The 12,379-nt window shown below is 60.5% G+C and carries 13 protein-coding genes and 1 pseudogene; 3 read left to right on the top strand and 11 right to left on the bottom strand.

Features of this window, described 5'->3' with window-relative positions; translation table 11 throughout:
- Position 1: 1 nt before the first annotated feature.
- The 4 genes from RPS27_RS21845 to RPS27_RS21830 all read right to left on the bottom strand — a co-directional run bounded on the left by RPS27_RS21845 (position 2) and on the right by RPS27_RS21830 (position 1,821).
- Positions 2-508, bottom strand: coding sequence for an A24 family peptidase (locus tag RPS27_RS21845; protein ID WP_313754348.1), 507 nt, complete (start codon positions 506-508; stop codon positions 2-4).
- 105 nt (positions 509-613) lie between these two features.
- On the bottom strand, positions 614-922 hold the full coding sequence (locus tag RPS27_RS21840) for a hypothetical protein (RefSeq protein ID WP_313754347.1): 309 nt from the start codon (positions 920-922) through the stop codon (positions 614-616).
- Between the two features lie 124 nt (positions 923-1,046).
- Complete coding sequence (locus RPS27_RS21835; protein ID WP_313754346.1) at positions 1,047-1,274, bottom strand: hypothetical protein; 228 nt, start codon at positions 1,272-1,274, stop codon at positions 1,047-1,049.
- The gene (locus RPS27_RS21830; protein ID WP_313754345.1) at positions 1,264-1,821 is read right to left on the bottom strand and encodes a hypothetical protein; all 558 of its coding nucleotides are present in this window, start codon (positions 1,819-1,821) and stop codon (positions 1,264-1,266) included. Before RPS27_RS21830 ends, RPS27_RS21835 begins: the two co-directional genes overlap by 11 nt.
- Before the next feature lie 949 nt (positions 1,822-2,770).
- Between RPS27_RS21830 and RPS27_RS21825 the strand changes: the two genes are divergently transcribed.
- Positions 2,771-3,145, top strand: coding sequence for a DUF2235 domain-containing protein (locus RPS27_RS21825; RefSeq protein ID WP_313754344.1), 375 nt, complete (start codon positions 2,771-2,773; stop codon positions 3,143-3,145).
- 5 nt (positions 3,146-3,150) lie between these two features.
- Positions 3,151-3,522 carry a hypothetical protein gene (locus tag RPS27_RS21820; RefSeq protein ID WP_313754343.1) on the top strand — a complete coding sequence of 124 codons (372 nt, stop codon included), beginning with the start codon at positions 3,151-3,153 and terminating at the stop codon, positions 3,520-3,522.
- Between the two features lie 474 nt (positions 3,523-3,996).
- Here the strand turns inward: RPS27_RS21820 and RPS27_RS21815 are convergent, their stop codons facing one another.
- The gene (locus tag RPS27_RS21815) at positions 3,997-4,218 is read right to left on the bottom strand and encodes a thermonuclease family protein (protein WP_313754565.1); all 222 of its coding nucleotides are present in this window, start codon (positions 4,216-4,218) and stop codon (positions 3,997-3,999) included.
- Positions 4,219-4,907: 689 nt separating this feature from the next.
- On the opposite strand from RPS27_RS21815, the gene RPS27_RS21810 reads away from it, so the two are divergent.
- A complete protein-coding gene (locus RPS27_RS21810; protein ID WP_313754342.1) occupies positions 4,908-6,266 on the top strand; it encodes an integrase family protein in 1,359 nt (452 codons plus the stop codon).
- Positions 6,267-6,298: 32 nt separating this feature from the next.
- On the opposite strand, the pseudogene RPS27_RS21805 reads toward RPS27_RS21810, so the two are convergent.
- The 6 genes and pseudogenes from RPS27_RS21805 to RPS27_RS21780 all read right to left on the bottom strand — a co-directional run bounded on the left by RPS27_RS21805 (position 6,299) and on the right by RPS27_RS21780 (position 12,375).
- Positions 6,299-7,435 (bottom strand): annotated as a pseudogene (locus RPS27_RS21805) (mandelate racemase/muconate lactonizing enzyme family protein).
- A 39-nt stretch (positions 7,436-7,474) separates the two neighbouring features.
- A complete protein-coding gene (locus tag RPS27_RS21800; protein ID WP_313754341.1) occupies positions 7,475-8,512 on the bottom strand; it encodes a tagatose 1,6-diphosphate aldolase in 1,038 nt (345 codons plus the stop codon).
- The gene (locus RPS27_RS21795; RefSeq protein ID WP_313754340.1) at positions 8,509-9,459 is read right to left on the bottom strand and encodes a sugar kinase; all 951 of its coding nucleotides are present in this window, start codon (positions 9,457-9,459) and stop codon (positions 8,509-8,511) included. Before RPS27_RS21795 ends, RPS27_RS21800 begins: the two co-directional genes overlap by 4 nt.
- Positions 9,456-10,529, bottom strand: a complete 1,074-nt coding sequence (locus RPS27_RS21790; RefSeq protein ID WP_313754339.1) for a sn-glycerol-3-phosphate ABC transporter ATP-binding protein UgpC — start codon at positions 10,527-10,529, stop codon at positions 9,456-9,458. The genes RPS27_RS21795 and RPS27_RS21790 overlap by 4 nt, the downstream gene beginning before the upstream one ends.
- A gap of 6 nt (positions 10,530-10,535) precedes the next feature.
- Complete coding sequence (locus RPS27_RS21785) at positions 10,536-11,540, bottom strand: zinc-binding dehydrogenase (protein WP_313754338.1); 1,005 nt, start codon at positions 11,538-11,540, stop codon at positions 10,536-10,538.
- A gap of 7 nt (positions 11,541-11,547) precedes the next feature.
- Positions 11,548-12,375, bottom strand: coding sequence for a carbohydrate ABC transporter permease (locus tag RPS27_RS21780; RefSeq protein WP_313754337.1), 828 nt, complete (start codon positions 12,373-12,375; stop codon positions 11,548-11,550).
- Positions 12,376-12,379 lie beyond the last annotated feature (4 nt).

Genomic DNA, 12,379 nt, shown 5'->3' with positions numbered 1-12,379 from the left:
CTCACAATCCTTTGCTCAAAATCGTCCAGATGCCCCCGCACGCTATTGCAACCCCATAGGGCAGCGGGGCGTGTCGCAAATGGCGCCAACGCTCGATCGCGTAGACTCGGCGCGGGAGTGACGATCTGGCGGGTGCCAGTTTGGGATGAGGCAGGTGGCGCATCATCAGATGCACCAGGGCAAGAACGCCGCCGGCCAGCGCCGTTATGGTCAGGAGCTGAATCTGGCCGGTCGGTGTAAATCCGATCGCCAGCGCAGTCAGCAATTTGACATCGCCGCCGCCGATGCCTCCGCGCGTGTACAGGACGAACAGCAGCAGAAAGAGGATCGCGGCCGATATCAGCGACTCGGCAACTTGCATCGGATTGGGCAATTGACTGGCGATCCCGAGGGCCGTCAGCGCAAGACACATTTCGTTTCGGATCAGACGCGTCGCGACATCGATCGTTGCGACGTAGAGCAACAACACGATTTCAAGAATCGAGGCGATGTATGAAACCCAGCTCATGAAAATGCATGCCTCAAAGAGGTGGAAGGCACACTAGGAACGCAGGAAGGAACATTCGAGAGGGGGACACATTCCGATGCCCCCCTCTGGAGTCAAATCGCCGTTTCAGCCGGCGATCGCAGTGGCGAAGGCGGTGGTGATAGCGCTGATCCCGGTCGTCAAGGCGGCCCCGATTTGGCCACCAGCTCCACCGCCGAACACGGCACCTACTGCGCCAACGATGCAAACGGCGACGATGATGTATTCGAATGACACCACGCCGTCCTGGTCCGTCCGCAGACGCTTCAACGCTTCCTTGGTCTCGATGAAATGATGCAACATAGGAGAAATCCCTTCTCTCAAGATTTGCAGACACCTCGGCAACTTCAGCGGCTGCGGATTTATCTCCGGCCCCGCCAGCGATAAACTATTCATTAAATGTTTATTATCGTCAACTTTTAATGTATTAATGCCTTAATTGAATAACCATCGCAAAACCACCGCATCGCGACCATCCGGAAATCGACAAAAACGTCGTGAAACAAAGAAGATAGCTACCTCACCAATCGAATTCTGGGCAGGGCACTGGCTGGAGTCGGGAAGGAATCACCGGATTATTACGGATGAGCATCGCTATAATAAAATTAAACGATGCCGCAGTGCCGGCCTGATTTGCGACATAGCTCGTGGTCGTGCCGTCCCCGAATGCGACGTCGAGCAGATCCAGGTGGTCATCTTCGTTGAACCCGGACACGACACCGCCGAAGTCGAAGGGGTCATGGAGCACGATTGTCCCGGTGGCCCGCGGCATCAAGCCCAACATGCGCAGATGAAGCCGCTCCGAATTCGATCGTAGCCACGCCATCCATCAATGCGGTGCCGCCGCCGCTTACGATGCCATTGAGAGTGATGTTGGCGCCATGCGCCCACAGCAGCCCCGAATTGTCCACGTTGCTGTCGATGACCAGACCGCCGCTGCCGCTGACCGCAATCGTTCCAGAATTGACGATGATGTTGCTACCGGTATCGATCTCGAGCGCGTCGATGCCCGTCGCATTGATTGTACCTTGGTTGACAAGACTCAATGTCCCCTCGCCAAGCTGTCCGGCTCCCGACATGGTGTTATCGATGTTGGTCAGCGTGACGTCGGAAACAGCTCCACTGACACTATTCTCGCTATTGTCGGACAACAGCACCTGACCGCCACCTTCAAGCAAAATGCCGTGCCCGACAAGTTGGAGGTCGGTCTCCGCGCCGGTCGAGTTCAACGAGATCGTGCCCGTATTGTGGATGTTACCGGACAACGGCAACATTGCGCCGTTGCCGATCGTCATCGTGATACCGGTGCTTGGAGGCATGGCCATAGCTAGCGCACTTGCGATCTGCGTGATGGTCTAGCTGAAGCGCTGGAGGGGGCGCCGCTGTGAAGATCGACGAGAATCTCAAGCGCGCGATGGCCCCACTTCTAGTCGTGGTGTCCTCTGAAGCGTCGCCGAACCGCATTCCACGCTCGAAAGACTGGAAGGAGGAGCACGACGAAAAGAACTCTGATTGCGACCGGCGTCATCCCGCGCTGCAGAAGTGGTGGGTCTTGATGGTCCGGACGACCGGCCGTCGTGTTGATCCTCACCGGAGATGGAATTCCTGCGCGCCGAGCAGGCGCCGGTCTGCGTGCGGGCATGACAAGTACGACGAACAGAACGTTCACCAGTAGCCATATTCCCAAAATGAGAAGGACAGTGCGCACGGGAACGACCATCGTTGAGCCAATCTGCCGAGCTTGCTCCTGCCTCATACCCGGCACGCAGCGGCAACACTGCGTTCGCGGACGGAGCCGCTTCAGCGCAGCCGGCACATTTGGCATCCGCTGATGCTGTTAGGCCCTGAGCGCTTCACCAGCGTCCAGGATGCTCGCAGCCTAGTCGGGCGCAATACTCGCGTCTGTCCGCTTTCGAACATTCATGGCTCCTCAGGTATGCTAGTTCTATGCATCATCGGGCGAGAGCCGGACTGCGGCATCCCGCGCCACATGCCTGACGGCCCGCCGTTGCGCCGCGATCCGAAGAGCATTCATGAGCTGGCTGAGCACGCAGTCAAGGACGTCTATCAGTTCTGTCCGTCCTATAGCCGCAAGGATGCTTATGGCTGCTGGAAGTTTCTGTTGGACACCCGCGCAGAGATTGCCGCCCCATTCCGGCATCAGTACGGCTGCTCGAAGACGTACTGATTGGCCTTCACTACCTTGGAAGCTGGCTCGAGCCTTCCTACCCATGGGCCGGACATGTGACGCGTGACCTGAGCTATCTCGGAATCTTCACGGCCCTGATCTTAACGAAGAACTATCTGAAGATTGCACCGGCCTTGCCAGGCCATGGCTTTTTCAAGCGGCTCGTTACGCTACATTTCGCGCCGCCCAAGCATAAATTCTACGACACGACGCTCAATCCGAACGTTCCCTACGCCAAGCATGCGATCTCGATCGATGAGAACCGCGAAGATTTCGCGCGCGTGAAGCGGAATCCACTCGATGGCTCTCGGACTTACACGCGCGACGCTCTAGGCAACATCTTCTTTGAACGGGTCTGGTTTCCTGGCGTGCATGCGGACGTTGGCGGAGGCTATCTAGAGAACGAGACTCGGCTGTCGACGTTGCGCTGAACTGGATGTTAGCAGCAGCATCCCTCATCCCTAACGGGCTCAAGCATGACGGCAGCGTTCTGCGCCTGTCACCAGATCCTGCTGGGCCACAGCATAATGAGCAGGCGGGCAGCTTTCTTAAACTGGGCTTCCGTGAGATCCCGGCTGACGAGACAACGGGGCTGTCCAAATCGCCAATTCACAAGTCGGTCTATCGCCACTTTGAGGCCGGTCCGGTACTGGTCTACGACCGCATGTCCTCCTATCGGCCGGACAATATGCGGGTGCATGTCGACTTCAGGCATTATTTCGATCAGAGCGCGGTCCAAGCGCCGCAATGCGTAGCCGATGATCTCGAACTGAAATGGGAAAAAGCCGGTTATGTCGGCAGGCTTTGATCTATTCTTTTCGTAGATTGTCTGGATATGTCTTCCACACACGTGTTCCAACGCGCGGCGCGCAAGCGGGAAAAACCCGCCAATGGGAGGATCTAAATTTCCTCGCGCGCATTCGTCTGCGCGTCATAGATCCTGATCTGAAGCAAACGCTTCTTTAGTTCTTCTCCACCTGCTCTGGCGCCGTCTCTGGTTGCAAATTCGGCTTTGAGTCGACCGTCCACTTCAAGCGCGTAACCGAGGCCGGCAGTTCACGGTTGGCTCCAACCCTTTCATTCCCATTTGTGCAGTGAGATCATGAGAATGATGGGTTAGCGTGGGTCGCCCGAACCTCGCTAGAGCCACCAGCGTAAGTCCGGTAATCGGCCATCACATTGTGGATTGAAAGCCTTGCAGTTGAGGCCATCAACGATGGGCATTTGCGTCGTCCAAATAGGCGGACGGCTTCCCGCTTGCGCGGATGCATGCACGATAGAGCTAGGGCTCGACGTAGCTCCCTGTCCAGAGTCCCCGAACGGCGCGCTTAGCTTCGCGCTGGGCTTCGTGATATCTGCCCTTCGAATATTGGAGCCAATCCAATGCAAGACCGTTGCGTACAAGCCATTCCCCAAGATCCCTGCCCTCAACCGAACATGTCGCGACCGTGCGGCCACATGGATCATCCGCCCCCGCCCTTCCCGACTCACTTGTATTCGGCAGCTTGACACTCCCCTCGATTCAAAGCCGCCCAAAGTTCCCGATACCGAAGCGCGCAGACCATCGTGAAGCACTACCGCGCCCGAAATGCGGCTCGCGCTGATTCTGGCACCGACAGGCTCGAACTGCAGGTTCGAAAGGAAGGAATGAAGGGCTAAACGGACGGCGGCAGAATTTCGTTTGTCCGGCTGTGCCTTAAGATCGCAGTCGCCGGGGGGGCGCACTTAATCAATCCCGCAACGCTTTCCGCCTTCGTAAGACGCGACGTACGCTTTGGCATTGGGTCATCCAACTCTGCCAACGCCGTCCGCGAGCAACGACCTTCTGCGCTCGTTCCGATGAATAAGGTCCCGAATATCTGTCAGGTCGCACGGCGTGCGACGTGCGACCACTAAAAGCGTCGCACGAGACTCGATTAGTTCTATTCAAGAAATGAAAATAGCCCTTGCGGGCCAATATCTTAAGGGTGGTGGGCGCACCAGGGCTCGAACCTGGGACCCGCTGATTAAGAGTTCAAAACCGGCGCCTCGCTTCGATTTCTGAATCTGCGCCACATTACGATGAGGTCGCAGAAGACCTTTTATTTATAGGGACTTGTCGCATAGCTTCGCAGTCCGGCGAACGCAGACCTTCAAACACCTCGGCTCGCCAAACCCGTTTGAAAACCGTTTTAGCAGTTCACGTCGCCCCTCATGACCGACATTCGCATTGCTCTCAGCGATAAGGCCATCGCTCGGCTGCCGACTCCTGAGGATGGCTGGTATTTGGCTCGGGACACCGAGTTGAAAGGCTTCTTCGTGGTTGTCGGGAAGCGAAAACGGACCTTCACTGTTCAAGGTGATCTTAGACAACGAGGAAAGCGGGCCTCCTCCATCAGAGTATCGATTGGTGACGCCAGCGAGTTGACGACCAGGGCAGCCCGCGCGATTGCCAAGGAATATCTTGCTCAGATCAGCAAAGGACAGCACCCGAAAGCGAGGCAAGACGGAAAGGCCCAACAGGCTGAGACCGATGGGAATGGTGCTGTAGCGGTCGCTACCCTGAAGCAGGCTTGGCAACGCTATCTGGAAGCCCACTTGATCCGAAAAGGCCGCAGCGAGAAAACGATAAGCGGGTATCGCGATCATGTTGAACGTCTCTTTTCGGAATGGCTGGACATCCCATTACTGGATCTCGCGAATGATCCCGCTCGCGTCGCCGAAAAGCATGATCAACTTACCAAGGAGAACGGTCCCTACATGGCAAATGGCAGCATGCGGACGCTGAGGGCCATTTACAATCATGCGCGTAAGACCAATCGATCGCTGCCGCGTGACAATCCCGCAGATGCTGTCGATTGGAATCAGGAGGAGCGCAGGAATACTGGTATGGGCACCGGCGATTTGAAAGAATGGTTTCTCGAGCTGGCCAACCTAGATAATCCAATCCGGCGTGAATTCCATCTCTTCACGCTGCTGTGTGGGTCTAGGCCTACCGCATTGCAGCAGGCCAAGCCCGAACACGTCAATTTTCGACGGCGGACTCTCCACATCCCAAAGCCCAAGGGAGGCAGCAAGCGAGCGTTCGACATCCCGTTGTCTCGGGAAATGATCCTGAGTCTCATTCGGGTGCTTCGTTTCGGCAGGCAAATGCATCCGTCTCAAGCGCAAAAATGGTTGTTCCCAGCTGAGAGCGCCTCAGGACATTTAGCGGAAACAAAGGAGGGTCGAGATGTTTTGTCAAAATGGGGCAATGACCTTCGTCAGACATTTCGGACGATTGCCACCGCTGCCGGCGTTTCCGAATTCGATGCCAAGCTCCTCATGAACCATTCTATCCCTGGTGTGAACGCAGGCTATGTCACTCGACACAAGCTGGTTGAAGACCACCTGCGCAGTCAACAACAAGCTATCAGTACCGTCGTGTTTTCCGCACTCGGTAATTCGCTCACCGAACAGGAAGCCCTGATCAATTGGCTTGGCCGCGGAGCTAGCCGAAGAGCCGTACCCCAATTCCGGTTGGAGCCAAACACTCTGGGCGAGCAGCAAAAAAGAATTCGGCAGGCCGCATGACCTTCGATTTGGCCGCCGGAAACTCTGGAGCCTCATCTTCTGGCCTGGATGCTGCGATAGCACTCGATAGCGGAGAGATCAGGCACTATTCCAAGCCAGAGATTTTGGTTCAATTCAATCGTGCCCTCCCTCACATCGGCAGCCGGGCCGCAAAACAAATCGCGCAACGGATTATCATTGGTATCGACCTCCAGCCAGCCATCACCGCCGACAGCGGCAAGGAGATGTGCAGACGCAAGCAGGCCGATGCCTCCACCGAGATAGTGCGGACAGAACGTCTTGCCTACCCCCAGGATCTGGCGGGCGAGTTCTACACAAACGGTAAGCCCGCCCCATTTTGCGATGTCGGGCTGAATCACGCCGAGCACATCGTCCCCGAGAGCCGCCGCGAAATCTTCGACACTGGAAATGTTCTCGCCCGCGGCGATCGGCATATTTGCGTTCGCGCGCAGCTTGCGCCACTCCTCGCGCGGCCGGTCGGCGCGGATCGGCTCCTCCAGCCAGTTTAGATCGAACTCGGAGAGCCGCGGCAGCATCTCCAGCGCCTGATCCACCGACCAGCCCTGATTGGCATCGGTCGCGAGCATGCCGGCACCGACGATGGTTCGCAGCGCCGAGAGGTTCGCAATGTCAGTTTCGGCGCCAAAGCCGACCTTCAGCTTCAACGCACCGATGGCCGCGCTTAAGCGCCGCTTCAGCCGTCTGCGCGGCGCCGCCGGGATTGATGCCGCTGGCATAGACCTTGATCTTGCTCGACTGGCCGCCGAGCAATCGCCACAGCGGCAGATTCCGACGCCGCGCGAAAAGATCCCACAGTGCGAGATCAATGCCCGAGATTGCCTGCGCGAATGGTCCGGGCTCGCCACATTGAAGTGCAAGGACTTCGGTACCTTTACTCATGGCCTCGAAGGCCCGAGCGGGATCTTCGAACTTGCGACCGACGAGGCCGGGCGCAAGCACCTCGTTGACCAGCCGAGCGCGATGCTCCGCGCCCGGTGCCGGGAAGTTGGACCAGGCTTCACCCCATCCCTCCACGCCGTCTTCGTCGACGACACGAACGAAGAGGCGGGACGATTCAGCATCTTCCCGAACGACGTCACGACGGGCGTTGCCAGCGGGTAACGATAGCAGAACGCCTCCATCGAGCGGATGGTGAAGCTGTCAGTCATGTTGCAGATCCTGCGAGAGCACGCAGCACCACTATCATCTCAGTAGGCGCGCGCGAAGTCACCTTCCTGCTTGATGTCGGTGAAGCCAGGATAGCGCGCCTTCCACTGGGAGCCCTTGGCCGTGGTCAGCTCGCTAAGCCGGTCGAGCACATTGAGACCATCCTTGCGCAGGCTGGCCGCGACCGCCGCGCGGTCCGGGAAGTTTTTGAGGACGGCGTCGAGCCAGATGGTGCGACCGGCGAGGAAGCCGCTTGCGCCAGCGGCATAGGAATAGTCCAGCACGCGCTCGAACTTCTCGGGCGCAGCGCCGCCGGATAGCAGCACCCAGGGAATATTGCGTGCGCGGCAGATGTCGCCGATCGCATCGAACTCCTTTTGCGCGGCCTTGGCTTCTGCGCCGCCGTCACGGGCCGGCAGGCTGTTGGCCGCCAGCGGGCTCTCCAGCTTGAGCAGATCGACATTGTACTCGGGCTTGGCAAATTCGCGCACGCTGTCGATAACGAGGGCCGGAAGCTTGCCGGGCGATTCCACGTAGTCCGCAGTGTGATTGGCGCTGCCGAGGAACGGATAGACCAGCAGTTCCAGCACATAGGGAATGTCGTGACGGGCGCAGTCCTCGCCGATCTCGCGCACGAACTTCTTCTGGTGCTCGTTCACCGCGGCATCCGCATCGGGCCGGTACCACGCCAGCACCTTGACGGCGTCGCCGCCCATGGCGCGGATCTTGTCGACGCTCCAGTTGGTGATGGCGCGCGACTTGCGGCCGCCGGCGGTCTCCTCGACGCGGTGCTCTTCGAGAGTCATGATCAGGCCGCAGCGCGGCGGCAACAGATCGATCGCGGCGGGTACCGCAAAATTCGGGTCGAATAGCATCGAACTGCAATGTGGCGCGAGGTTTTCGACCAGCAGGCGCTTGGCCGCAGTCACATCGGAATATTCGACCTGGTCCCGCGTGATGCCCTTTGCCTTGGCGATGGCATCGAACAATGGCGGCCGCTGATCCAGCGCGACCATGCGAAAGTGGCCATCCGCGTCAGCGAGCCGTGCCAGGCCGCGGTTCTTTCCAATCGTTCTCATGGTTTCGTCCTCATGAATACAAGACACTCGTTGATGGTGGGGATTCCATTGCGGCCGCCGGCATGGCGGCATTTCATGGCGGCCGTTGCCGCCGAAAAATTCATGGCGGCGCGCACGTCGAGACCGGCGCCGATCGCCAGCGTATAGGCGCCGTGGAAGACGTCCCCTGCGCCGGTGGTGTCGACGACGTCGACGCTAAAGGCTGCCTGCCGTTGTAGTTCGTCGTTCTGGTACCAGCTGACGCCGCCCTCGCCGCGCGTCACCGCAATGACGCGGCAGCCGAAGCGCGCAAGCGCTGCGAGAGACTCGTCCTTGGCCGAACCGGCGAAGGCGGTGAGCGCGGGCTCGGAGAAGATGGCGTGATCGGTCAGCGGCAGCAGCCGCTCGAACACCTCGGGGCCAGCCATGTCGCCGTCGAGCACGGTCGGGATTCCGCGCGAGCGCGCTTCGCGGAACAGCGTCGCGGCGCCCTCGACCCAGCGCGGATCGGCCAGGACGGCGGATGCGCGCGCGACGGCGTCGAGCGGAAGCCAGTCTGCGGCTTCAGGGAATAGACCGCGGAAATTGACGATCTGCCGCTCGCCTGAGCTATCGACGATGATCCCGGAGACGGAGGAACGTCCATCGGGAAACAGCCGGAAGTTCTCGACATCGACGCCTTCAGCGGTAAAGGCCGATTTCATCTCATGGCCGGCGGCATCGTTCCCTGCCCGGCCCCAGAACGCGACGGAGGCGCCAAGCTTGGCCACGGCCACGCTCGCATTGGCGGCCATACCGCCGCCGAGTGTGCCGTACGCGACGGCCTTGATCTTCTCGCTACCGCCTGCGAACGGCCGATCAACGCGCCAGACCTGATCGAGCGCGGATAGTCCGAGGCAGATCACATGCACGGGCTTCGCGCCGGATGCGACGTTCGCGAGATCTCCGATCTTCGCTGACGCACTCACCGCAGGACCTCTCCGCTGGCCGAGTCGAACAGATGCGTCTTGCCTGGCTGTGGCCGCAGATTGATGCGATCGCCGACCTTCGGCCGTAGCGCCGGATCGACCCTCGCGATGGACGAGCCGCCGGCGAGGTCGAAATGGATCAGCGTGTCGGACCCGAGCGGCTCGACCAGCTTGATGGTGACGGCAATGCCATCGGCTCCATCGGCCGCGACGGCGAAATGCTCAGGGCGGATGCCGAGCACGGCGCTGCCGGACTTGCTCAGCCGGGCCGCCGGCTCGCCTTCCAACGGCACCAACGCTCCACCTTCCGAGAGAACTGCGCGCTCCTGGCGCCATTCGACCGGGAAGAAGTTCATCGCGGGCGAGCCGATGAAGCCGGCGACGAACTGATTGGCCGGCCGCTCATAGACCGTCTCGGGCGTGTCGTATTGCTGGATCGTGCCGCTCTGGAGCACCACGATGCGGTCGGCCATGGTCATGGCCTCGATCTGGTCGTGGGTAACGAAGACCATAGTGGTTTTCAGCTCCTGCGACAACGCCTTGATCTCGGCGCGCACCTGCCCGCGCAACTTGGCGTCGAGATTGGAGAGCGGCTCGTCGAACAGGAAGGCCTTGGGATTGCGCACGATGGCGCGGCCCATGGCGACGCGCTGGCGCTGCCCGCCGGAGAGTTCCTTCGGCTTGCGATTGAGATAGGGCTCGATGTGCAACAGGGCGGCCGCGCGCTTCACGCGCGTGTCGATCTCGCTCTTCGGCGTTCCCCGCAACTCCAGGGCAAACGACATGTTGTCGTAGACGCTCATGTGCGGATACAGCGCGTAATCCTGGAACACCATGGCGATATCGCGGTGCGCGGCCTGCACGCCGTTGACGCGCTTGTCGCCGATATAGAGGTCGCCCGATGAGATCGGCTCGAGGCCGGCGATGATCCGCAGCAAGGTTGACTTGCCGCAGCCAGACGGGCCGACGAACACGACGAATTCGTGGTCCGCGATCTCCAGGTTGAGGTCGGGGATCACGGTGAAATTGCCGTAGCGTTTGGTGAGGTTGCGGATCGAGATCGAGGCCATGATCGCTCAGTCCAGCGCCAGCACAGGCTTGATCAGCTCGCCCTTGGCGAAGCGGGCGAAATTTTCAGGCAGAGCCGAGAGGCCGAACTCGCCGTCAACGAGGACGCGGTATTCGTCCTTGTACCTACGCAGCAGCTCGACATTCGGCTCGAAATCCGAGACCGGGAAGTAGAAGGTCCGGATCATATAGAAGTCCTTGCGGCGGAAGACCTTGCCTTCCTCGATGGTCCAGGGCGCGGCGTTCTCGCCGACCAGCACCAGCGCGCCGCGCGGCAGCACGAGCTCGATGCCGAGGTTGCGCGCTGCGTGCGCGCCCGAGCACTCCATGATGAGGGCGAAGCGCTTCGAGGTGTCACCGACGGGATGCGCCTTCGCGCCGAAGGATTGCGCGATCTTCAGACGCGCCGCATTGGGATCGGCGACGTAGATATCGTCGTAGCCGAGCGCGCGGAGCGCCAGCACGACCCCGAGGCCGACGGGCCCCGCGCCCGTCACGAGAACAGGTCCAGCCCCGCTCGCCGGCACCACCCGGCTGACGAAGCGCACGGCATGGCCTGACGTACCGATCGTGTCGAGCAGCAGCGGGGCGAGGCTGTCCTCGATGTCATCGGGCACCGGCAGCAGGCAGTTCTCCGGCACCGGTACATATTCGGCATAGCCGCCCGGCCTGTTCCAGCCGATCAGGCTGGAGACCTCGAGGCACATCTGGGTATCACCGCGCTTGCAGGCGGCGCAGTGACCGCAATGCAGCGGGATATAGACGGCGCAGCGACGGCCATGCAGGCGATGGCCCGGCTGCTCGACGACGCCGAAGATCTCGTGGCCGGCGGTGAACTCGGCGCCCTTGTGCCAGAGCTTGAAGTCGGAGCCGCACAGCGCCGTGCGGCAGACACGGACCAGGACTTCGCCGGCACCGACATCAGGCATCGCCACGCGCTCGATGGTGATGCGATCACTGCCGTGGAAGACCGCGGCCTGCATGACCGAATTCGGACGGGATGATATGTTCATCAATTACCTAGCCTTTCACCGCGCCGAGCGTCAGCCCCGACACCAGCCAGCGCTGAACCAGGGCGGCCAGCACCAGCGGCGGCAACGCGATCAGCGTCGCTGCAGCCATGAGTGCGCCCCATTGCGTCGAGCCTTCGCCGATGAAGTTGAAGGCCGCCGCGATCAGCGTCTTGGTGTCGCCATTGGAGAGCACCAGCGCAAACAGGAAGTAGTTCCACGAGAATACGAAGGCGAGGATCGCCGAGACAGCGACGCCGGATGCCACCAGCGGCAGCGCGATGCGCCAGAGGATGCGCGTGACGCTGCAGCCGTCGACCTGGGCGGCCTCGAACACGCTGCGCGGGATGCCGTCGAAAGACGGCAGCAGAACCCAGATCACAATCGGCAGCGTGATCACGGCATGGCTGAGAATCAGCGCGGTGTAGGAGCCGATCATGCCGATCTGCCGGAACATAACGTACCAGGGCAGCAGGAACAGCGTGCCGGGCGCCATGCGCGCCGCCAGTGTCAGGATCGCCGGCCACGAGATCCGCGTCCAGGAGACGGCGAACGCGGCGGGGATTCCAAACAGCAACCCGAGCGCGGTCGAACCGACGGTGACGATGAGGCTGTTGAGCGCGTAGCTCAGGAACGGCGTCGTCTTGGTCAGCTCGACGTAATTCTCGAGCGTCGGCGAGAAGATCAGCGTCGGCGGATAGGCGGTGACCTCGAAGGACGGCTTGAACGAGGACAGCACCATCCAGACCGTCGGCGCCATGATGAGCACGCCGGCGAGCACGAGCTGCAGCGTGTTGAGCCAGCGGATCCAGCGATCGGTGTTGGCGGCATCAGTCATGGCG

The organism is Bradyrhizobium sp. WYCCWR 12699, from assembly GCF_032144035.1.
Lineage (GTDB): Bacteria > Pseudomonadota > Alphaproteobacteria > Rhizobiales > Xanthobacteraceae > Bradyrhizobium.
Note: the sequence above shows the minus strand (reverse complement) of the source record. Positions and strands in the feature narration are given on the sequence as shown.

Excerpts from the sequence above, each read along its gene's own strand:
- RPS27_RS21780 (WP_313754337.1), bottom strand. The coding sequence starts at position 12,375 with ATGACTGATGCCGCCAACACCGATCGCTGGATCCGCTGGCTCAACACG.
- RPS27_RS21800 (WP_313754341.1), bottom strand. The coding sequence starts at position 8,512 with ATGAGAACGATTGGAAAGAACCGCGGCCTGGCACGGCTCGCTGACGCG.
- RPS27_RS21790 (WP_313754339.1), bottom strand. The coding sequence starts at position 10,529 with ATGGCCTCGATCTCGATCCGCAACCTCACCAAACGCTACGGCAATTTC.
- RPS27_RS21820 (WP_313754343.1), top strand. The coding sequence starts at position 3,151 with ATGTTAGCAGCAGCATCCCTCATCCCTAACGGGCTCAAGCATGACGGC.
- RPS27_RS21810 (WP_313754342.1), top strand. The coding sequence starts at position 4,908 with ATGACCGACATTCGCATTGCTCTCAGCGATAAGGCCATCGCTCGGCTG.
- RPS27_RS21785 (WP_313754338.1), bottom strand. The coding sequence starts at position 11,540 with ATGAACATATCATCCCGTCCGAATTCGGTCATGCAGGCCGCGGTCTTC.
- RPS27_RS21845 (WP_313754348.1), bottom strand. The coding sequence starts at position 508 with ATGAGCTGGGTTTCATACATCGCCTCGATTCTTGAAATCGTGTTGTTG.
- RPS27_RS21830 (WP_313754345.1), bottom strand. The coding sequence starts at position 1,821 with ATGACGATCGGCAACGGCGCAATGTTGCCGTTGTCCGGTAACATCCAC.
- RPS27_RS21840 (WP_313754347.1), bottom strand. The coding sequence starts at position 922 with ATGAATAGTTTATCGCTGGCGGGGCCGGAGATAAATCCGCAGCCGCTG.